Here is a 20,629-nt window from a genome sequence, read left to right as displayed (position 1 = left end):
TGCCCGTTCGGGCACGGCAATGCTCTATTACAAGCCTTCGCCTTGTCATTTTCCGAATTTCAGCCATCCTCTTTTGCGTCAGCCCTCGCTGACATGGCGAAAGGGCTGTCGCAGACGGGTTGGTGATGCAAATCACACTTTAGAGGGATCAAGCGGTACCCCCTGCTGGCTATAGTCCCTCCCAGAGTTTTTCAAGGATGCGGCGCTGCGGTCCTGGGTGGTCCGGTGGCTGTCTGGCATTGGAATCGTTGTATTCCGGCCGTTACAAGCGTGTTTGAAAAGGCTCACTGCCATAACAATAAAATGCACATGGAGTAGCGTCGATGACCTCAGTAAATCAGTTCTGGCGCCGGGCGAGATTACCCCTGGCGGTCAGTCTTGCCTCGACCCTCGCCGGGCCCGCATTCGGCGTCAGTTTCAACATTGGTGAGGTCGAAGGCAGCTTCGACTCGTCCCTGTCGGTGGGGGCCAGCTGGAGCACGGCCAAGCCCGATCGCGACCTGATTGGTGTCAACAACGGTGGCAAGGGGCTGTCGCAGACCTCCGATGACGGTCACTTGAACTTCAAGCGCGGGGAGACGTTCTCGAAGATCTTCAAGGGCATCCATGACCTGGAACTGAAGTACGGCGATACCGGTGTATTCGTGCGTGGCAAATACTGGTACGACTTCGAACTCAAGGATGAAGGCCGCGAGTTCAAGGACATCAGCGACCACAATCGCAAAGAGGGCGCCAAGTCTTCCGGCGGGCAGATTCTCGATGCGTTCATCTACCACAACTACTCCATTGCCGATGCGCCGGGTTCGGTGCGTTTTGGTAAGCAAGTAGTGAGCTGGGGTGAAAGTACTTTCATTGGCGGTGGTATCAACTCCGTCAACCCGATCGACGTGTCTGCGTTCCGTCGTCCGGGCGCCGAAATCAAGGAAGGCCTGATTCCGGTCAACATGTTCTACGTGTCGCAATCCTTGACCGATAACCTGTCGGCAGAAGCGTTCTACCAGTTGGAATGGGATCAGACGATCACCGACAACTGCGGGACATTCTTCTCGCAGCCGGATGTGATTGCTGACGGCTGCAACGATAACTTGCGCTTGCTCAGCAAGCGTTCAGTGATCGCGGCGGGCGGTGGTTTGCCGTTGATGAACGCGTTTGGCGTGAACATCAATGAGGAGGGTGTGCTGGTCAAGCGTGGCCCTGATCGCGACGCACGTGATAGCGGTCAGTTCGGCGTGGCGATGCACTACAACTTTGAGCCGCTGGACACTGAGTTCGGCGCGTATTTCATGAACTATCACAGCCGTGCGCCGATTTTCAGCGCCAGGGGCGCCTCCGCTGCGACCTACGCAGCAGCTAACGCATTGACGTTTACACCCGGCGCCAGTCAGTTGCGTCCTCTCATTGTGGCCGGTAACTCCAGCTACTTTGTCGAGTACCCGGAGGATATTCGGCTGTATGGCTTGAGCTTCTCCACCACGCTGGCGACAGGGACCGCATGGAGTGGTGAATTGAGCTATCGGCCGAATGCGCCAGTGCAACTCAATACCACCGATATTTTGTATGCGGGCGTAACGCCGCTGTTGGGCCTGGGGGACGCTTCGCCACTTAAAGGCTCTGCTGACCAGGATCTGAACGGCTACCGGCGTAAGGAAGTTACCCAGTTCCAGACGACCTTTACGCACTTCTTCGATCAAGTGATGGGAGCAAGTCGCTTGACGTTGGTCGGTGAAGTGGGCGTGACCCACGTCGGTGGCCTGGAAAGCAGTAACAAAGCACGTTACGGGCGTGATCCGGTGTATGGCCCTGGGCAAGGCGCTCTTTGTGCAACGCTTAACGGCGGAACAATTGCCGGTGCCGGACCTGGCACCGATGCCAGCAACCTTACTGCCAATTGCAACAATGATGGCTTCACTACCGCCACTTCCTGGGGCTACCGTGGCCGGGCAATCTGGGAATACCCGGATGTCTTCGCCGGCGTGAACCTCAAGCCTAACGTGGCGTGGTCCCATGATGTGAACGGTTACTCGCCAGGTCCTGGCGGCAACTTTGAAGAAGGTCGCAAAGCGGTGAGCCTGGGGCTGGACGCGGAATACCAGAACACCTACACGGCGAGCCTGGCCTACACCAACTTCTTTGGTGGCGACTACAACACCTCGGTTGACCGCGATTTCGTGGCCCTGAGTTTCGGCGCGAACTTCTAAGTACACTGCATTTCAGGAAGACCAGAACATGAAAATAACCAAAAGTCTGTTGCACGTGGGTGTGCTGGGACTGTCGATCATGGCCAGCAGCGTCATGGCGGCCGTCTCGGCGGATGAAGCCGCCAAGCTGGGCACCACGTTGACCCCGATGGGCGCGGAAATGGCCGGCAACGCTGCCGGCACCATCCCTGCCTGGAAAGCCCTGCCAACCAACGCCGGCGCCGTGGACGCCAAAGGCTTCCTGGCCAACCCGTATGCCAGCGAGCAGCCGCAGTTCATCATCACCGCGCAGAACGTCGAGCAGTACAAAGACAAGCTGGCGCCGGGGCAGTACGCGATGTTCAAGCGCTACCCTGAAACCTTCAAGATGCCGGTGTACACCACCCATCGCGGTGCCACCGTGCCGGCGCAAGTGTTCGCCTCCATCAAGAAAAACGCCACCAGCACCAACCTGGTAGGCGGTGGTAACGGCCTGGAAAACTTCGAAACCGCGATTCCGTTCCCAATCCCGAAAAGCGGGGTCGAGGTGATCTGGAACCACATCACCCGTTATCGCGGCGGCAGCGTGACACGCCTGGTAACCCAGGCCACGCCACAGGCCAACGGCTCGTACAGCCTGGTGTACTTCCAGGACCAGTTCGTGTTCCGCGACAAGATGAAGGATTACGATCCGGCAAATCCGGGCAACATCCTGTTCTACTTCAAGCAGAAAGTGACCGCTCCTGCGCGTCTGGCCGGTGGTGTATTGCTGGTGCACGAAACCCTGGACCAGGTAAAGGAACCGCGCGCCGCGTGGGTCTATAACGCCGGCCAGCGTCGTGTGCGCCGCGCGCCTCAAGTGTCCTATGACGGGCCGGGGACTGCCGCCGATGGCCTGCGGACTTCCGACAACCTCGACATGTACAACGGCGCTCCGGATCGCTACGACTGGAAGCTGGAAGGCAAGAAGGAAATCTACATCGCCTCCAACAGCTACAAGCTCGACGATCCGAAGCTCAAGTACGCCGACATCATCAAGGCCGGCCACATCAACCAGGACCTGGCGCGTTATGAACTGCGCCGCGTCTGGCACGTGGTCGCCACCTTGAAGGAAGGCCAGCGCCATATCTATGCCAAGCGTGACTTCTACATCGACGAAGACACCTGGCAAGCAGCGGTGATCGACCATTACGACGGTCGTGGCCAACTGTGGCGTGTAGCGGAAGCCCATGGCGAGAACTACTACGACAAGCAAGTGCCGTGGTACGCCCTCGAAACCCTCTACGACCTGCAGTCCGGCCGCTACCTGGCCCTGGGCATGAAGAACGAAGAGAAACAGGCCTATGACTTCGGCTTCACTGCCACCACCAGCGACTTCACCCCGGCGGCTCTGCGTCAGGATGGTGTTCGCTAAACAGCGCTAGACAAGTCCGCACCTGTGGGGGTGGGCTTGTGTGGGAGCGGGCAAGTCCGCTCCCACACAAGCCCATCCCCACATTTGTTTTTGGGCATCCGGAAAATAGTTGGTTATTTCTTGTTGTAGTCTTTTTCAGACAAATGTTGCAAAGATCTACAAAGCGACGGCTTTTAACGCTAGTCTGCGGACATCTGCAATGCCGACCACAGCCTACTACAAGAGCCCGGCGATGACTGATCTGTCCCCAATCCAAGGGCCTGCCAGTGCGATAATCCCCACGCTGGAAGGGCGCTTCTACCGACCCCCGCTGCCCGATGGCTATGTGCTGCGCCCGCGTTTGTGCGAGCGCTTGAGCGCCGGCCTGGACGGGCGTCTATTACTGGTCAGCGCGCCGGCCGGGTTTGGCAAGAGCTCGCTGGCGGTGGAGTTCTGCCAAAGCCTGCCTGATCACTGGCATAGCCTGTGGCTGGGCCTCAGTTCGCGGGACAGTGATCCGGGACGCTTCCTTGAGCGCCTGCTGGAAGGTTTGCAGCAGTATTTCCCGCAGGTCGGCACCCAGGCCCTGGGTTTGTTGAAAATGCGCCAGCGCCATCAGCCGTTTGCCTTTGAAGAGTGGCTTGATGGCCTGCTCGACGAATTGACCGTCCACCTGTCCACACGTACCCCGTTACTACTGGTGCTGGATGACTACCACCTGGCCCAGGGCCCGGTGCTGGATCGCTGCCTGCAATTCTTTCTCAACCATTTGCCCGATGGCCTGTTGGTGCTGGTCACCAGCCGCCAGCGTCCCGACTGGCATTTGGCACGGTTGCGTTTGTCCCGGCATCTGCTGGAGTTGCATGAACAAGACCTGCGCCTGACCAACGACGAATCCCTGGCCTTGCTCGAGAGTCATAGCAGCTCGTTGCGCGGTGAAGCCTTGGACAACCTGATCCGTCGCAGCGAAGGCTGGGTGGCCGGCCTGCGTTTCTGGTTGCTGGCGGCCTCCGAAGCCGGCAACGAGGCCGACTTGCCCCAGGGCCTGCATGGTGGGGAGGGGCTGATCCGTGACTATCTGCTGGAAGAGGTGATCGACTGCCTGCCGCCGGAAGTCCAGGCCTTCCTTTACGACACGGCCTCCCAGGAGCGTTTTTGCAGCGAGTTGTGCGATGCCGTGCGCGAGGCCCATGACAGCGCGGAAATCCTGCGCTACCTGCAAGCCCATCAGGTGTTCCTGGTGCCGCTGGACGAGCAGGGCCACTGGTACCGTTATCACCACCTGTTTTCCGATTTACTGCGCACCCGGCGCTCGCCAAATGCGATGTTGCCGGCCGCCAGCCTGCACCTGCGCGCCTGCCGCTGGTTCAACGCCCAGGGCTTGCTCGATGAGGCCGTGGAGCAAGCACTGCGTGCCGGGCATCCGGATGTGGCGGCGAATCTGGTGCAGAACCTGTCCGAAGAACAACTGCTGGCCGAGCAGAACGTCGGCATGCTCCTGCGCTGGAAGATGGACTTGCCCGACAGCCTGTTGATCAGCACGCCGCGCTTGATCGTGCTCTATAGCTGGGCGCTGGGGCTGGCTTGCCAGTTGGATGCGGCGGAAGAGTTGTCCAGCCATCTCAGCCGCTTCCTGCCGGCACCGTCGGCCACTGCGCAGAAGTCGATGCTCGCCCAGTGGCTGGCCCTCAGCGGCATCATCGCCCGTGGGCGCGGCGACCGGGAACTGACCCACTTGTATTGCACAGAGGCCCTGGAAAGCCTGCCGCACAAGCGTTACGGCCAGCGTTTGATGTGCCTGTCGACCTTGTCGAACCTGGCCATCGTCGACGCCGACCTGTGGCGTGCGCGGGGCTTGAATCGCGAATCCCTGGAACTGGCGCAACGCGTCGGCAACCCGCTGTTCGAGGCCCTGGCCCATTACGACCGGGCACGGGTGCTGCAGGCGCGTGGGGAAATCCTGCGTTCCCTGGAGGAGGTGCGCGAGGGCCTGCAACGCTTGCAGGGCCTGGCATCCCAGCGCCTGTATGCGGTGCGCGCACGCCTGTCGTTGTATGAAGGGTTCCTGCTGCTGATGCGTTGCCAGCCGGAGGCCGGCCTGTTGCGTTTGCGTACAGGGCTTGCCGAAGCCCGCGCCTGCCGGGATATCAGCGTGTTGATCGGCCACTGTGTCATCGCCAACCTTGAGGGGCGCCGTGGCGATTTTCCCAAGGCCTTTGCCGAACTGGCCGAAGCCGAGCGCTTGATGCATATCTGGGACGTGCCGCCGATCTACTACCTGGCCATGATCACCCTGATCAAATGCGAGCTGTGGCTGGCCCAGGGCCGTACCGACCTGGCCGATGCCTGGCTGGTGCGCCTGGGGCAAACCTATAACGGCGAGCAGGCCGCCGCCGCCCCGGAGTTTCATCCACACCTGGCGCAACATATCGAACTGCAACAGGCGGCCCTGGACGCCATTCGCGGCCAGTGTGAAAGCGCCCGGCGGCGACTCGATGGGCTGGCGCGACAAGCCGAAGGCAAAGGCCAGCAGATGATTGCGGTGATGGCCCTGAACCAGCACGTGCTGTTGTTGCTGGATGACGGTCAGGCAGTGTCAGCCCGGCCGCTGTTTGCCCGCGCCTTGCAAATGGCCAGCGGTGGCGCGTTGCAACCCTTCCAGCGCCTGTTGGAGCGTTATCCCGACTGGGTACGCGAGCAACTGGGCCAGGCGCCGAACGATTTGATGCGGCAAAGCCTCTGGGCCCTGCTGCCGGCGGTTGCCCCGCGCGAGCCGGTCGAAACCAGCCATTCCAGCGAAACCTTGAGCGCCCGTGAGCTGGCAGTGCTGCAGTTGATCGCCCAAGGGTGCTCCAACCAGGAAATCAGCAACCAGTTGTTTATCTCGCTGCACACCGTCAAGACCCACGCCAGTCATATCAACAGCAAACTGGGGGTCGAGCGCCGCACCCAGGCAGTCGCGCGGGCGCAGGAGATGGGGTTATTGGGGTAAGGGGGAGACTTGCGCCGCAAAAGCCGGATAATGGCGGCCAATTCGTTTGCTCCGCTATTCTGGTAATCCCGCATGGAAATCAAGGTCAATTTTCTCGACAACCTCCGGCTTGAAGCCAAGTTCGATGACTTCACCGTGGTGGCCGACCAGCCGATTCGCTACAAGGGCGATGGCTCGGCCCCCGGTCCGTTCGACTACTTCCTGGCTTCGTCGGCGTTGTGTGCGGCTTACTTTGTGAAGTTGTACTGCAGCACGCGCAATATCCCCACGGACAATATCCGCCTGTCGCAGAACAATATTGTCGACCCGGAAAACCGCTACAACCAGATCTTCAAGATTCAGGTCGAGTTGCCGGCGGATATTTCCGACAAGGATCGCCAGGGCATCCTGCGCTCCATTGACCGCTGCACGGTCAAGAAAGTGGTACAGGCCGGGCCCGAGTTTGTTATCGAAGAAGTGGAAAACCTCGACGCCGACGCCCAGGCGTTGCTGATGCCGGCGGCTGCGTCAGACGCGGGCACCTTCATCGCGGGCAAGGACCTGCCGCTGGAGCAGACCATCGCCAACATGTCGGCCATTCTCGCGGGCCTGGGCATGAAGATTGAAATCGCCTCGTGGCGCAATATCGTGCCCAATGTCTGGTCGTTGCATATCCGCGATGCCCATTCGCCGATGTGCTTTACCAACGGCAAGGGCGCGACCAAGGAAGGCGCACTGGCGTCGGCCCTGGGAGAGTTTATCGAGCGCCTGAACTGCAATTTCTTCTACAACGACCAGTTCTGGGGCGAAGACATCGCCAACGCGGCGTTTGTGCATTACCCGGAGGAGCGCTGGTTCAAGCCCGGCCGTAAAGACGCGCTGCCGACGGAAATCCTCGACGAGTACTGCCTGAAAATCTACAACCGCGATGGCGAGTTGCGCGGCTCACACCTGATCGATACCAACTCCGGCAATGAAGAACGTGGCATCGTCTCACTGCCGTTTGTGCGTCAGTCTGACGGCGAGGTGGTGTATTTCCCCTCCAACCTCATCGAAAACCTCTACCTGAGCAACGGCATGAGTGCCGGTAACACCTTGGCTGAGGCCCAGGTGCAGTGCCTGTCGGAGATTTTCGAGCGTGCGGTGAAGCGCGAAATCATTGAAGGTGAATTCGCCTTGCCGGATGTCCCGGCTGAAGTGCTGGCCAAATACCCAAGCATCCTCGCCGGTATCCAGGCCCTGGAAGAGCAGGGTTTCCCGGTGCTGGTCAAGGATGCGTCCCTGGGCGGCGAGTTCCCGGTGATGTGCGTGACCCTGATGAACCCGCGCACCGGCGGCGTATTTGCCTCGTTTGGCGCCCACCCAAGCCTGGAAGTGGCGCTGGAGCGAAGCCTTACCGAGTTGCTTCAGGGCCGCAGCTTCGAAGGCCTGAACGACTTGCCGCAGCCGACCTTTGAAGGGCATGCGGTGACCGAGCCGAACAACTTTGTCGAGCACTTCATCGACTCCAGCGGCGTGGTGTCGTGGCGCTTCTTCAGTGCCAAGTCCGATTACGCGTTCGTGGAGTGGGATTTTTCCGGCCAGGGCGAAGACTCCAACGCCGAAGAGGCCGCGACTTTGTTCGGTATTCTCGAAGGCATGGGCAAGCAGGTCTACATGGCGGTGTACGAGCATATCGGCGCCAAGGCCTGCCGCATCCTAGTGCCGGACTATTCGGAAATCTATCCGGTTGACGACCTGATCTGGGATAACACCAACAAGGCGTTGTTCTTCCGCGCCGATATCCTCAACTTGCACAGCCTGGATGAAGACGGCCTGCAAGCGCTGGTCGAGCGCCTGGTGGAAAGTGAACTGGATGATTACACCGATATCACCACCCTGATCGGCATCGAATTTGACGACAACACGGCTTGGGGCCAGTTGACGATCCTTGAGTTGAAGCTGCTGATCTATCTCGCCTTGCAGCAGTATGAAGAGGCGAAGGAAGCGGTGGAGATGTTCCTGCAATACAACGACAACACCGTCGAACGCGGCCTGTTCTACCAGGCAGTGAATGCGGTGCTGGAGATGCAGTTGGACGAGGATTTGGAGCTGGAAGACTACGAGGCCAACTTCCGCCGGATGTTTGGCAACGAGCGCATGGACGCCGCCATTGGTTCGGTGGAGGGCAGCGTGCGGTTCCATGGTTTGACCCCGACCAGCATGAAGCTCGAAGGCCTGGATCGACACCTGCGGCTGATCGACAGCTACAAAAAACTGCACGCCGCACGGGCCAACAGCTAGAAGGGAGTCCTTATGCACGCCACAACCCCCGACTGATCCGCGAAACCTTCCCCGTCGGCCCTTTGCAGTGCAACTGCACAATCATCGGCGGGTCACCAAGAAGGCCATCGTGGTCGATCCGTATGGCAACCATGAGCTGATCCTGGCGCGGCGCGGCTCGACGCGCTGGGCCTGGGCCTTAAGGTGGTGAGCATCATCCACACCGATGCGCACCTGGACCACTTCCTGGCTTCCGGCCAGTTGAAAGACAAGACCTGCGCCACGCTGCACCTGCACAAGGAAGATTGTCTTTCTGGGCTGCCCAATACGCTTGGTTTTAGCAACTGAAAAAGTAATCCGAATCGCTCAATCACGAAGCCAAATGTCATAAGCGAAAGACTGGTTCGGTTCCAAGCCGGCAAGGCTCCCTCAGCGGCAAAAAACACTCATGGATCGTTCAGGTCAGATATTAAGTTATCCTTGTTTGAACGATTGTAGATTCGATTCCGGTCAGCTAGCAGCGATTGTTAAATTTATAAGTAAGACACGTAGACGTGTAGATGTTTTTTTCTTACTTAGGCTCCATATGTAGTGGTCTAATAAAAATTGAAATGCTCTAGTGTTCGGCTCAAGGATCGAATGTTGTAGGCTTAACAGAAATACCGCTCACCCAGAATGGGTATTTTTTTGCGTTCCTAAGTTAATCATTTGTTGTCTCTATGATTCGGCGTAGAGTAAATGCACCGCGCAACTCTCCTAGAGCAAAGCCGCGGGCTTTATCCTGTGGGTATCGTTGATCTATTACCGCAGCCAGTTCCGGCTTTAGCTCCTTACCATGGCATCCTAAACACGCCTCACCTGTGGGAATAGCCTTCATCATTCGGAATTCACCCTTTACGATTTCCGAATACGCTAAACCAGATAATGCTTCACCTGCCGCAGCGCGCTTAACAAACTGCTCAAGGATCTGCCTTTCCCAAACATCTGGCGCGTTATCCGGATTTCGAACCTTTAATGCTGTCCGACCCACAACCCACGGTGTTTGACTATGCTGATCAGCAATTTGTGGTGCGAGCAACTGGCAAGCCTCAACGGCGTTAACCGCTCCGCCTGTTTGCATCGCTGATTTCACGGTGTCCATAAGATGCTGCTGGAAGGGGGGAATAAGAGTAGCCCCTTCAGCAGTCATCTTTTCGAGGTCGTCAGCATAGGCTGCAACGCTCAATGCTCCGCTCAGAAAAATCGTTACCATCCGCATATCAATTTCCTCATACTTTTCTCGATCGAACTGTTGGGGTTAACAAACATGGCCTTGACGGGGTGGTGAGTCACGATCTAAAACGTGCATCTGCCCTTGTCAGGTAGCGACGGTATTGACGCATGCCAATTATTTAAGTGAGTCAATTAACGACAGCAACTCAGAGCACGTTAAGAGTCATTTTCAGGTAGCAAGTGCCACTTCCTTAAAATGGAGGTAACTGACCGGCCCGCATGTTCACTTGCACGGATGGGTGGATAAGTGTCGGCGTACCGAAGGTGGCATTCCGCGCTTGGCGCATAGCAACGAAATCTGCTTCGCTGGTGCCCATGATGCACATGGACGTTATGAGTTCGTTGCTTTGCAATGGTTGTTTCATTGCGGTATTCATCTCGACCCGGGACCTTATAGTCGGGTCACTGACAACATAGCTATAGGTATGCTTAGCGGAGTCAAAAAAAGCTTCTACATGTGGTTTCATGATGGAATTCTCTTTTCGATATACGAAGTGGAGTGCTGATCTACCAACGGGCTCTGGTAAGGAACCGTGATCAGTGCTGCGATCTAAACCACCAGGGGCACCTTCAGGCGCCCGCTAGTGTGCAACGGTTGCCGCTCAGCAACGGTTACAGGTTTTGATGCCTAGCAACGTATAGACAGGGCAGAAACGGAAAATGCCAGTGGCCAGCGGCACCAAACCTATCCAACCCCACACGCCGATCACACCGGATAGACTGAGGCCAATGAGAAGCAGACCAGCGACAACGCGCAGGCTACGGTCAATGGTTCCAATGTTCGCTTTCATGGCGATCTCCCGATCAATGGCTGCGCCGGGTCTCCAGCGCAGTAAACAACAACATGCCGGCCAGCATGGCCAACATGAACACAATCACTTGCCAGCTTCCTGTCAGCAGAATTGCCACGGCGGGGCCAGGACAGATGCCTGCTATTCCCCAGCCGATGCCGAACAACAGGCTCCCGCCAATCAAGCGCGGGTCCAACTCACGTTTGATCGGTAGCTGCATTGGCCTTCCCAGCAGAGAACTTGATTGCTGTCGCGCCCAGGTTAGCGGGCCAACGGCTATGCCGATCGCCCCGACCATGACCAACGCCAAGGAAGGATCCCAGGCACCGGTTAAATCGAGGAAAGCGAGTACTTTGCTCGGATTGGCCATGCCTGCCAGAAGCAGACCCAAGCCGAACAGCAAACCCGCAATGAATGCACTCAGTTTGGTCATGTCCAACCCCCCAGCAGATGACGCAAGACAAACACTGTGGCGAAACCACTGAACATGAAGCACGCAGTGGCAACCATCGATCGCGGCGAAAGGCGCGATATGCCGCACACCCCATGGCCACTGGTGCAACCTGAACCATATCGTGTGCCGATGCCCACCAATACACCGGCGACGATCAATTCGAACCAGCCACTTTGGAACTCAATCTGCGGCAGCGTGGCGAACAAGCCCCATAGAAGAGGCGCGATGAGCAGGCCCAGGAGAAAAAGTGCTTTCTCACTCACCCCCTCGCTCCCACGCTGTAAAAAACTGCCGATCAGACCGCTGATGCCTGCGATACGCCCGTTGGCGACGACGAATAGACTGGCCGCCAAGCCAATCAATGCACCGCCTGCAAGGGATGACCAGGGAGTGAAGTTGAGCCAGTCGACATTCATGAAGCTTCTCCGGCACAAAATTGTTGATACAGGGTTTGGATGACTGCCGATGCTGCTGGACTGCTGATGCGATAGAACGTCACCAACTCCAATACCAATCGGGCACTCTAAGCCACAATGTTTTACCTATCCGCTGCAAGTTTTCACGCCCCTGTCGAAGCGGGTTCAGTGGAAGCATGCAGATCACCTTTTAGTACCAGCCCTTCGGAGTCTATGACTCGTAATTGGACTGGGATGCCTTGGGCCACGCTTTGTGTAACGGTGCAAAAACTTTCGAATTGGCCAAGGATGCGCGGTAAGTGCTCCAGCTTGGCAGCTGATTTTCCTAACTGCAGTTCAATGTCTATATGGAGTACCCGTAGGCGATTTTCAGCATTGCGTCCGACCTCAGCAGTGGCCTTGCATGAAAGCGGCTCGGCATCCTGCTTGTACTTACGCAGGGCGAACAGCAGACTGTTAGTCAGACAGTTAGCAACCGCACCGAGCAGCAGTTCCACCGGGCTGGGACCAACAGCCTCACCCAGTGGGGGTGGCTCATCCACGGTCAGAGTCGGCGCACCTTCTTCGAAGTGCAGCGTGCAGCGATAGTCATGTTGTTGCTCCAAACGCAAATTCACACGAGTGCTGTCGTTCATGAGTCCAATCCTTCGTTCATTTGACGGTAGGTTCAATCCAGCTCTGCAGCAGCGGACCAGGAAGTGGATCAGTGGGGTGGCCGAGATAAATACCAGCAGAAGAACCATCGCGGCCGGATCTGGCAGTCATGGATTGGCTGAAGGCTTCCAGGGCAGCCGTCAACAGGCGGATAAGTCCTCCGCCCTGATCTACTGAATAGCTTTTACCAGCAAGGCCACTGCAACCACTGCAGATACAATGGCAAACCCTTTTTGTAAGTTTGGCCCCGACAGCTTGGCAGCGACCAAGCGCCCGCAGATCATGCCGGCTAATGCGCCAATGGAAAACGGAATGGCAACTGCCCACTGTAAGTGCCCAGCTGCCGAGCTTGCAGCAACGCCGGAAATTGAAACCAGTGCAATAACGGCTAGAGACGTTGCGAGCACGGACTGCGCTGTCAAATTGGTGTATCGCTGGAGCGCCGGCACCATCACGAAGCCACCGCCCACGCCGAGCAAGCCGGAAAGCCCGCCCGCGACAATCCCAGAAACGGTGAGCGCCCATGCACAGGGTGCAGTCCAGTTCAGCTTTCCGCGATTTGCGTCCAACAGACAAGGCGGTTGTTTGTTCATGGCCGGTGTCTTTGATTCCGCGGAAGAAGGCAATGAGCGTTGAAACACCCGGAACGCTACGTACATCAAGACAAAGGCAAAGATGATCGTCAACGGACGGTTCGGCATGCGCTGCGCCAGCCAAAGGCCAAGCGGAGAACAGACGATCCCCGCACCTGCGATCAAAAGCGCTGCTTTATAGCGGACGGTGCCGTTTTTGAGTCCCATCACGGCACCCAGAGTCGCGGCTAAACCGACAGCCAGTAAACCGATTGGCCCAGCTTCGGCCATGCTCAACCCCACTCCAAACACCAGCAAGGGAACAGCCAGTATTCCTCCGCCAGCGCCGGTCAGCGCCAGAATGACCCCAACAGTAAGCCCGAGCAGTAGGATCACGATCATCTCAGTCTCCTTGCTTTCAGGTCTGGTTTCATAGGTCGGCCAACTCAGGTTTCGCCATCCACTCATGGCCCTTGAGCATTCCCTTCCAATACAGCGGTGGAAGAATCCGTTCCTTGAGCAGCCATGCCAGCCTCGATGGCCGGGTGCCGTCGATTAGCCAGGATGGGAAGCTGGGGGCGACCTTGCCACCATAGGTGAACTCAGCCAGTACGATCTTGCCGCGTTCAACCGTCAGCGGGCAGGAGCCGTAACCGTCGTAATGGGCGCTGCCTTTCGCTTTACCCATTGCAGCCAGCACATTATGGGCAACGACTGGCGCTTGCTTGCGTGCTGCTGCGGCGGTTTTGGCGTTGCTGGAGTTGGCCGCGTCTCCCAGCGCGTGAATATTGACCCAGGTTTTATGGCGCAAAGTGGCAGGGTCGACATCAATCCAGCCAGCCGTGTCAACGAGAGGGCTGACCCGGATGAAGTCCGGCGCAATCTGCGGTGGCACCACATGAAGTAGATCGAAGTCGCGCGCAACAAGATGGGAGCTGCCATCCGAATCGACGCAGTTGAACGTTGCAGTCCGTGCGGGCCCATTCACGCTGGTGAGTGTGTTGCCGAAATTCAGGTCGACACCATAAGCCTTGATGTATGACATCAGTGCGGGCACATAGTCGGGAACTCCGAACAGCACCGCGCCAGCGCTGCAAAACTCGATCTCGATGTTGTCCAATACACCGGTACGTTTCCAATGATCGGCGGAGAGGTACATTGCCTTTTGCGGTGCCCCGGCACATTTGATCGGCATGGGTGGTTGAGTGAAAATGGCTCGCCCACCACGCAGTTGCTGCACCAGTTCCCACGTGTAAGGGGCAAGGTGATACAGGTAGTTTGAAGTCACACCGTTGCGGCCTAGCGTGTCCGACAACCCCTCGATGGCATGCCAGTTAAGCTTCAGGCCAGGGCATACAATCAGCTGCTCGTATTTGACGACTCGGCATCCATCAAGAATGACGGCATTTCTCTCTGGTTCGAATGCGGCGACCGCCGACTTGATCCAGTGCACGCCTCGCGGGATGGTTGTGCCCATCGTGTGGGCAGTTTGGGGTGCATTGAAGGCACCACAGCCGACAAGCGTCCAGCCTGGTTGGTAGTAGTGCACATCTGCCGGGTCGATGATGGCAATGTCTAGTCCAGGCTCTCGTGCCAGCAAGCTGGATGCAGTCGCGATACCCGCCGCACCGCCACCGATGATGACCACGGAATGCTCCGCCTCAGAAACTTCGACCGGTGTGCGCCCCTGATTCGCAATTCGGCGAATGACGCCTTTCATATCGAACCCGGCTTTTTTGGCAGTATCGACGATGTGTGGCAGGGATTGTTGGCCGGCTTGTGACAGTGCCCACATCGTTGTCGAGCGCATGCCGGAACGGCAATAGGCCAACACGGGCTTTGGAAGCGTTTCAAGGAGCTTGCCAAAGGCAATACCTTGCTCGTCGGTGACTTTGCCTGATTCAGCAGGAAGGTAGTGCGCCTCAATACCGATCGCCTGGGCGGCTCGTTTGATTTCGGCAAACAACGGTTGATCGCCGCCTTCGCCATCGGGACGGTTACACACAATGGCGCGAAAACCAGCTTCTTTCAGTTCCGCCAATTGGTTGGGGAAAATTTGTTCTGATACTGACAGTCCAGGCACAAGGCAACGAATGTCCATAAAGGTCTCCGTTATGGGTATTTTTCTTATAGGTTTTTCAGGGGAGGCAACGTCAGGCGACGTTGAGTGGGATTTTCAGGTAGCGCGTCCCGTTCGCTTCAGGCTCAGGCAAATGCCCGGCTCGCATGTTGACCTGAACCGATGGCAGGATCAGCGTTGGCATGTCCATCAATGCGTCACGCTTTGTGCGCATCGCCACGAACTCTTCCTCACTGATCCCATTACGCACGTGGACGTTTTGCGTGCGTTGGTCTGCAACAGTACTGACGAACTGCACCTCGCGGCCATCTGGCTGGTAGTCGTGGCACATGTACAGCAAGGTATTGGCCGGCAGACTCAGTACCTTGTTGATTGATTGGAACAGCGTACGCGCATCACCACCGGGAAAATCACAGCGTGCAGTACCGTAGTCCGGCATAAACAAGGTATCGCCGACGAATGCAGCCTTTTCGGTCCCATCGCTGATCACATAAGTCATACAGGCTGGTGTATGGCCCGGTGTATGGAGCGCGTGGCATTGCAGCGTGCCGATGGCGAACAGCTCGTCATTGACGAACAGGTGATCGAACTGGCTTCCATCGCGGGCCATATCACGACCTGTATTGAACAGAGTGCCGAATACCTCTTGCACCGTCGAAATCTGGCTGCCGATCCCTATTTTTCCACCGAGCTTTTCCTTCAGGTATGGCGCGGCCGTCAGGTGGTCTGCGTGGACGTGAGTCTCAAGAATCCAGTCGACCTTCGCATTGAGTTCGTTCACCCTCGCAATCAATTTGTCGGCAGACGTTGTGGCGGTGTGGCCGGATTTAGGGTCGTAGTCAAGTACGCTGTCTACTAAAGCGCAGTGGTTGGTCGCTTCATCCAGCACAAGGTAGCTGACGGTATTGGTGGCAGAATCGAAGAATCCTTCGACGTGAAGTTTTACGCTCATGACCTGTCTCCTTAGGGGGGCTTTTATCGAGCCGCTCACACTAAGGACTGACATAGCAATAAGCCTGCCAAGGTTGTTGTGTGCGAAAAATGGTTTTTATCTTGTTGATTTCAATAGATTTATATTTTTTTTAGGGATTTGTTTTTTTATAAGACCCTGAAATTCGCTGCCATTGGCAGTGCCTGTTGACAGAGCTGGCAGTGCCACAACAGGATGGTGGATTCTCAGGAGCCACCATGAAGACCATCCTGCCCGCCCCGGACAACTCACTCCCACACCCGGATCAAGTGCAGTCGCTTGTTTCGTTTCTTGAGCACGAACCCCAGCCGATGATCGTGCTCGATCCGGAGTACAACATCCTGGCCGCCAACACTGCCTATCAGCGGCAGTTTGGCAGCGCTGACAAACCCTTTATCGGTCATAAGTGTTATCAAGTCTCACACCATTACGATGTCCCTTGTGATCAGGCGGGTGAGAATTGTCCGATGAAAAAGGCGCAGGAAATGCGCGGGCCGGATCGTGTTTTGCACATTCACCACACGCCTCGCGGTCCCGAGCATGTCGACGTCGAATTGCGTCCGATCCTAGACGAGCACGGAATAATTACCGCGTATGTTGAGCGTCTCACACTGGTCCGAAGCGCCTCAGCGCGCCCCAGTAACGAAGGGCTGGTGGGCTGTTCACCAGCCTTTAACCTCGCCCTGTCTGAGCTGCAGCGGGTCGCACCATCAATGCTGCCGGTACTGCTGTTAGGCGAGTCCGGTACGGGCAAAGAGTTGTTCGCTCGCGCGGTGCATGAAACCAGCGAGCGGGCCACTGGACCCTTTGTAGTCGTAGATTGCTCAGGATTGACCGAAACGTTGTTTGAGAGCGAGCTGTTCGGCCATGAAAAAGGAGCATTCACCGGTGCCTCCACGCGTAAACCTGGTTTGGTCGAAACGGCCCAGGGCGGCACGTTGTTTCTTGATGAGATTGGCGATGTTCCGCTGGCAATGCAGGTGAAACTGTTGCGCCTGATCGAATCGGGCACCTATCGCCGTGTCGGCAGTGTCGAGACCCTTCACGCCAACTTCAGGTTAATTGCTGCGACCCATAAACCACTGGAAAAAATGATGGAGAGAGGTGAGTTCAGGCAGGACCTGTACTACCGCATCAGCGCCTTTCCAATTCAGTTACCCCCCTTGCGTAACCGAGTTGAAGATATTGGCTTGCTTGTGAATTCATTTCTACAACGTGCCGGTACAGGCAAGCGCCGGCTGACGATAGATGCGGATGCTCTGACACAATTGCAGCGCCTTCCCTGGCCCGGCAATATCCGTGAGTTACGCAATGTTCTAGAAAGAGCCAGTCTGTTCGCTGACGATGGAGTGATCCGCTCCATACATTTACCCCTGCCCAGCGTCGTGATACCTCCTCAGTCCTCGACGTCCACCCCTTTAGGCGGCAGCACGCTGGTACAAGCACTCGCGACTTTTAAAGGTTCCCGCAGTGAGTTGGCCAAGCAAATGGGGATTAGCGAGCGTACGTTGTATAGGCGACTGAAAGAGCAAGGGTTGGCGTAGTCGCTAGCGCTCACACCGCATGACTGCCAATGACTGCCAATGACTGCCACTCTGGCAGATTGGCAGCGTATTAACCTGCCATGGCATCCTCTGCCTTGACGGATTCACTTCTAACATACTGTTATTAAACAATAAAAATAAAAAAGATCCCCTTGGCATGCCGTGTGCTAACTGCATAGTCATGACCATTTCCGACAAACGACTACGACGCCATCTGCTCACAGCAGTACTGATCAAGCTACTGGTGCTGACAGTGCTGTGGTGGCTGTTCATCCGGGATTCGCACGTCAGCGTCGACTCGAACACTATCGGCGACAGGTTCGGTGTACCCACCTCGACTCAAGGGGCAAGCAAGTGATTTCAGAACAACTGGTGGATTTGTCTCGGCTGCAGTTTGCAGCCACTGCGCTTTACCACTTTCTTTTTGTACCGCTCACGGTTGGCATGGTGTGGCTGCTGGTCATCATGGAAAGCGTTTATGTGATGACCGGTAATGTCATCTGGAAAGACATGACGCGCTTCTGGGGCAAGCTGTTCGGCATCAACTTCGCCCTCGGGGTGACTACGGGTATCACCCTGGAATTTCAGTTCGGCACCAACTGGGCGTATTACTCGCACTACGTCGGCGACATCTTCGGTGCCCCGCTGGCCATCGAGGGTTTGATGGCGTTCTTCCTTGAATCGACCATGATCGGCCTGTTCTTTTTTGGCTGGGATCGCCTGAAAAAAGAGCACCACTTACTGGTCACGTTGCTGATGGCCATTGGTACAAACCTCTCTGCGCTATGGATTTTGATCGCCAATGGATGGATGCAGAATCCGGTGGGCTCGGAGTTCAGCTACATCACCATGCGCATGGAGATGGTTGATTTCTGGGCAGTGGTGTTCAACCCGGTTGCCCAGGCCAAGTTTGTACACACGGTCTCTGCCGGCTATGTCACCGGCTCGATGTTTGTGCTGTCGATTTCAAGTTGGTATTTGCTCAAGAATCGTGATGTCGAGTTTGCCAAGCGCAGCTTCCGGGTGGCGGCCGCCTTCGGTCTGGCATCCGTGTTGAGCGTGATCGTGCTGGGGGATGAGTCGGGTTACACGGTAGGTGAGGCGCAGCAAACCAAACTGGCGGCCATGGAGGCCATGTGGGACACCAAACCGGCACCTGCGGGTTTGACCCTGGTCGCCAGCATCAATGAAGCCGAGTCCAGGAACAACTGGGAGGTTGATATTCCATGGGTGATGGGCTTGATCGGCACTCGCTCGGCCAGCAAGCAAATCCCAGGCATACATGACATTAAAGAAAAAAACCGCGCTCGAATTCTCCGCGGCATTACCGCCGTCAATGCGCTGGAAGCGCTGCGAGCCGACCGCACCGATAAAGCGGCATTCGAAACCTTCGAAGCTTATAAGGCGGACCTGGGCTTTGGTCTGCTGCTCAAAAAATACGTCGAGGACGTCAACCAGGCCACGCCGGACATTATCGACAAAGCAGTGAACGATACCGTCCCACGCGTAACCCCCATGTTCTGGGCGTTCCGGATCATGGTGGGGCTTGGTTTTGCGATGTTGATGCTCTTCGGGCTTGCCTTCTGGAGCACGTTGAAGTCGACCTGCACGCGCAGCCGCTGGTTACTGCGTTGGGCTCTTTACATGCTGCCTGCGCCATGGGTTGCCTGCGAGTTGGGCTGGTTCGTCGCCGAATATGGTCGTCAGCCATGGACCATCTATGGCGTGCTGCCTACCCACATGAGTGTGTCTACCCTCAGCGTCAATAACCTCTATGGCTCGCTGGCGGGATTCATCGTGTTCTACACCGTGCTGCTGGTGGTTGAAATGTTCCTGATGGTCAAGTTTGCCCGTCAAGGTCCCGGCAGCCTCGGTACAGGTCGTTATGCCCACGACGCCCATTTGAAGGAACTCCACCATGCTTGATTACTTCACCCTGAAAATTATCTGGTGGGCGCTGGTTGGCGTACTGCTGATCGGTTTCGCCATCATGGACGGCCACGACATGGGGGTTGGCACACTCCTGCCTTTTGTCGGCCGCAACGACCTGGAACGACGCGTGGTTATCAACACCGTAGGGCCGCACTGGGATGGCAATCAGGTGTGGTTCATCACTGCCGGCGGCGCCCTGTTCGCGGCGTGGCCAGTGGTGTATGCCACTGCATTCAGCGGGTTCTATTGGGCGATGATCATGGTCCTGTGGGCGCTATTCTTCCGCCCGGTGGGTTTTGACTATCGCAGCAAGATTCAAAACTCCACTTGGCGCAGCACTTGGGATTGGGGCCTCTTTGTCGGAGGCGCGGTGCCGCCCCTGGTGTTCGGGATCGCGTTCGGCAACCTGTTGCAAGGGGTGCCGTTTCATTTCAACGACCTTCTGGTATCGACGTACACCGGCAGTTTTTGGCAACTGCTCAATCCCTTTGCGCTGCTGACCGGGGTTGTGAGTAGCGCAATGATTACCTTGCAGGGCGGTACCTATCTGGCACATCGCACTGAAGGTGTCATCCAGGCCAGGGCGATCAAAGGTGGAGTGGCTGCGGCAATCGTATTGTCGTGCTCGTTTATAGCGGCCGGCATCTGGCTGCAATGGATCGACGGTTATCGCATTACATCGTTGGTTGATACCGCCGGATTGCCCGATATTCTTAATAAGTCCGTGGTGCGCGAAGCGGGCGCCTGGATGGCTAACTATGGTCATTATCCGTTGTTGTGGCTGTTGCCCGTACTGGGATTGGTTGGCGCAGGAGGTGCCGCCATATTGCTGATGATGCGTCGCACACTCTCGGCGTTTGTTGCCTCATCGCTTGCGGTGATCGCAGTCATCAGCACGGCGGGTGTGTCGATGTTTCCATTCATCATGCCGTCATCAACAGTACCTGCGGCAAGTCTCACCGTGTGGGACAGCGTCTCCAGTCATTTAAGCCTAGCCATCATGTTCTGGGCCACGTTGATCTTCATGCCACTGATCGTGATTTACACCTCGTGGGCGTATCGCGTTATGCGGGGCAAGGTCACCGTCGCACACATCAAAGCCAACGAACATTCAGCCTATTAGTGCCAGCAAAGGAGTAAA

At 56.9% G+C, this 20,629-nt stretch carries 16 protein-coding genes and 3 pseudogenes; 9 read left to right on the top strand and 10 right to left on the bottom strand.

Translation table 11 applies throughout. The features are described 5' to 3' along the window. Positions 1-323: 323 nt before the first annotated feature. From K1X80_RS23865 to K1X80_RS23845, 5 genes and pseudogenes are all read left to right on the top strand, one after another. On the top strand, positions 324-2,198 hold the full coding sequence (locus K1X80_RS23865; protein ID WP_057958477.1) for a DUF1302 domain-containing protein: 1,875 nt from the start codon (positions 324-326) through the stop codon (positions 2,196-2,198). A gap of 28 nt (positions 2,199-2,226) precedes the next feature. Further along, the gene (locus K1X80_RS23860; protein ID WP_057958478.1) at positions 2,227-3,591 is read left to right on the top strand and encodes a DUF1329 domain-containing protein; all 1,365 of its coding nucleotides are present in this window, start codon (positions 2,227-2,229) and stop codon (positions 3,589-3,591) included. A gap of 232 nt (positions 3,592-3,823) precedes the next feature. Continuing rightward, complete coding sequence (locus K1X80_RS23855) at positions 3,824-6,562, top strand: LuxR C-terminal-related transcriptional regulator (RefSeq protein WP_220172533.1); 2,739 nt, start codon at positions 3,824-3,826, stop codon at positions 6,560-6,562. A gap of 72 nt (positions 6,563-6,634) precedes the next feature. Then, positions 6,635-8,824 carry an OsmC domain/YcaO domain-containing protein gene (locus tag K1X80_RS23850; protein WP_120734133.1) on the top strand — a complete coding sequence of 730 codons (2,190 nt, stop codon included), beginning with the start codon at positions 6,635-6,637 and terminating at the stop codon, positions 8,822-8,824. Between the two features lie 32 nt (positions 8,825-8,856). Continuing rightward, positions 8,857-9,109, top strand: a pseudogene (locus K1X80_RS23845) (MBL fold metallo-hydrolase); the annotation flags it as partial. Positions 9,110-9,168: 59 nt separating this feature from the next. Here the strand turns inward: K1X80_RS23845 and K1X80_RS28340 are convergent. From K1X80_RS28340 to K1X80_RS23795, 10 genes and pseudogenes are all read right to left on the bottom strand, one after another. Beyond that, positions 9,169-9,249: pseudogene (locus K1X80_RS28340) on the bottom strand (hypothetical protein); the annotation flags it as partial. Between the two features lie 254 nt (positions 9,250-9,503). Continuing rightward, complete coding sequence (locus K1X80_RS23835; RefSeq protein ID WP_057958481.1) at positions 9,504-10,061, bottom strand: DUF3365 domain-containing protein; 558 nt, start codon at positions 10,059-10,061, stop codon at positions 9,504-9,506. A gap of 205 nt (positions 10,062-10,266) precedes the next feature. After that, positions 10,267-10,474 (bottom strand): annotated as a pseudogene (locus K1X80_RS23830) (MBL fold metallo-hydrolase); the annotation flags it as partial. Between the two features lie 203 nt (positions 10,475-10,677). Beyond that, positions 10,678-10,866, bottom strand: coding sequence for a DUF2892 domain-containing protein (locus K1X80_RS23825; protein WP_081044184.1), 189 nt, complete (start codon positions 10,864-10,866; stop codon positions 10,678-10,680). Positions 10,867-10,879: 13 nt separating this feature from the next. After that, positions 10,880-11,299, bottom strand: coding sequence for a DUF6691 family protein (locus K1X80_RS23820; RefSeq protein ID WP_057958483.1), 420 nt, complete (start codon positions 11,297-11,299; stop codon positions 10,880-10,882). Continuing rightward, positions 11,296-11,736, bottom strand: coding sequence for a YeeE/YedE family protein (locus tag K1X80_RS23815; protein ID WP_057958484.1), 441 nt, complete (start codon positions 11,734-11,736; stop codon positions 11,296-11,298). Before K1X80_RS23815 ends, K1X80_RS23820 begins: the two co-directional genes overlap by 4 nt. A gap of 143 nt (positions 11,737-11,879) precedes the next feature. After that, positions 11,880-12,371 carry an OsmC family protein gene (locus K1X80_RS23810; RefSeq protein ID WP_057958485.1) on the bottom strand — a complete coding sequence of 164 codons (492 nt, stop codon included), beginning with the start codon at positions 12,369-12,371 and terminating at the stop codon, positions 11,880-11,882. Positions 12,372-12,560: 189 nt separating this feature from the next. After that, a complete protein-coding gene (locus K1X80_RS23805) occupies positions 12,561-13,364 on the bottom strand; it encodes a sulfite exporter TauE/SafE family protein (RefSeq protein ID WP_057958486.1) in 804 nt (267 codons plus the stop codon). A gap of 28 nt (positions 13,365-13,392) precedes the next feature. Further along, on the bottom strand, positions 13,393-15,063 hold the full coding sequence (locus K1X80_RS23800; protein WP_220172532.1) for a bifunctional protein tyrosine phosphatase family protein/NAD(P)/FAD-dependent oxidoreductase: 1,671 nt from the start codon (positions 15,061-15,063) through the stop codon (positions 13,393-13,395). 52 nt (positions 15,064-15,115) lie between these two features. Further along, on the bottom strand, positions 15,116-15,994 hold the full coding sequence (locus K1X80_RS23795; protein WP_057958488.1) for an MBL fold metallo-hydrolase: 879 nt from the start codon (positions 15,992-15,994) through the stop codon (positions 15,116-15,118). 236 nt (positions 15,995-16,230) lie between these two features. Between K1X80_RS23795 and K1X80_RS23790 the strand changes: the two genes are divergently transcribed. The 4 genes from K1X80_RS23790 (at position 16,231) to cydB (ending at position 20,611) form a co-directional block, all read left to right on the top strand. Then, positions 16,231-17,556: a sigma-54-dependent Fis family transcriptional regulator gene (locus K1X80_RS23790; RefSeq protein WP_057958489.1), complete on the top strand. Its 1,326-nt coding sequence runs from the start codon at positions 16,231-16,233 to the stop codon at positions 17,554-17,556. Positions 17,557-17,713: 157 nt separating this feature from the next. Further along, positions 17,714-17,914 (top strand): cytochrome oxidase putative small subunit CydP, encoded by a 201-nt coding sequence (cydP, locus tag K1X80_RS28655; RefSeq protein WP_057958490.1) that lies wholly within the window; start codon positions 17,714-17,716, stop codon positions 17,912-17,914. Then, positions 17,911-19,482, top strand: a complete 1,572-nt coding sequence (locus K1X80_RS23785; RefSeq protein ID WP_057958491.1) for a cytochrome ubiquinol oxidase subunit I — start codon at positions 17,911-17,913, stop codon at positions 19,480-19,482. Before cydP ends, K1X80_RS23785 begins: the two co-directional genes overlap by 4 nt. Beyond that, complete coding sequence (cydB, locus tag K1X80_RS23780; RefSeq protein ID WP_057958492.1) at positions 19,475-20,611, top strand: cytochrome d ubiquinol oxidase subunit II; 1,137 nt, start codon at positions 19,475-19,477, stop codon at positions 20,609-20,611. The genes K1X80_RS23785 and cydB overlap by 8 nt, the downstream gene beginning before the upstream one ends. Positions 20,612-20,629: the final 18 nt, after the last annotated feature.

Source organism: Pseudomonas sp. So3.2b, from assembly GCF_019464415.1.
Classification (GTDB): Bacteria; Pseudomonadota; Gammaproteobacteria; order Pseudomonadales; family Pseudomonadaceae; genus Aquipseudomonas; species Aquipseudomonas shahriarae.
The sequence above is the reverse complement of the archived record's forward strand: the minus strand, read 5'-3'. Positions and strand labels throughout refer to the sequence as shown.

Coding starts and splice junctions, on each gene's coding strand:
- K1X80_RS23815 (WP_057958484.1), bottom strand. CDS start 11,736: ATGAATGTCGACTGGCTCAACTTCACTCCCTGGTCATCCCTTGCAGGC.
- K1X80_RS23865 (WP_057958477.1), top strand. CDS start 324: ATGACCTCAGTAAATCAGTTCTGGCGCCGGGCGAGATTACCCCTGGCG.
- K1X80_RS23790 (WP_057958489.1), top strand. CDS start 16,231: ATGAAGACCATCCTGCCCGCCCCGGACAACTCACTCCCACACCCGGAT.
- K1X80_RS23835 (WP_057958481.1), bottom strand. CDS start 10,061: ATGCGGATGGTAACGATTTTTCTGAGCGGAGCATTGAGCGTTGCAGCC.
- K1X80_RS23825 (WP_081044184.1), bottom strand. CDS start 10,866: ATGAAAGCGAACATTGGAACCATTGACCGTAGCCTGCGCGTTGTCGCT.
- K1X80_RS23820 (WP_057958483.1), bottom strand. CDS start 11,299: ATGACCAAACTGAGTGCATTCATTGCGGGTTTGCTGTTCGGCTTGGGT.
- K1X80_RS23805 (WP_057958486.1), bottom strand. CDS start 13,364: ATGATCGTGATCCTACTGCTCGGGCTTACTGTTGGGGTCATTCTGGCG.
- cydP (WP_057958490.1), top strand. CDS start 17,714: ATGCCGTGTGCTAACTGCATAGTCATGACCATTTCCGACAAACGACTA.
- K1X80_RS23800 (WP_220172532.1), bottom strand. CDS start 15,063: ATGGACATTCGTTGCCTTGTGCCTGGACTGTCAGTATCAGAACAAATT.
- K1X80_RS23860 (WP_057958478.1), top strand. CDS start 2,227: ATGAAAATAACCAAAAGTCTGTTGCACGTGGGTGTGCTGGGACTGTCG.
- cydB (WP_057958492.1), top strand. CDS start 19,475: ATGCTTGATTACTTCACCCTGAAAATTATCTGGTGGGCGCTGGTTGGC.
- K1X80_RS23850 (WP_120734133.1), top strand. CDS start 6,635: ATGGAAATCAAGGTCAATTTTCTCGACAACCTCCGGCTTGAAGCCAAG.
- K1X80_RS23810 (WP_057958485.1), bottom strand. CDS start 12,371: ATGAACGACAGCACTCGTGTGAATTTGCGTTTGGAGCAACAACATGAC.
- K1X80_RS23855 (WP_220172533.1), top strand. CDS start 3,824: ATGACTGATCTGTCCCCAATCCAAGGGCCTGCCAGTGCGATAATCCCC.
- K1X80_RS23795 (WP_057958488.1), bottom strand. CDS start 15,994: ATGAGCGTAAAACTTCACGTCGAAGGATTCTTCGATTCTGCCACCAAT.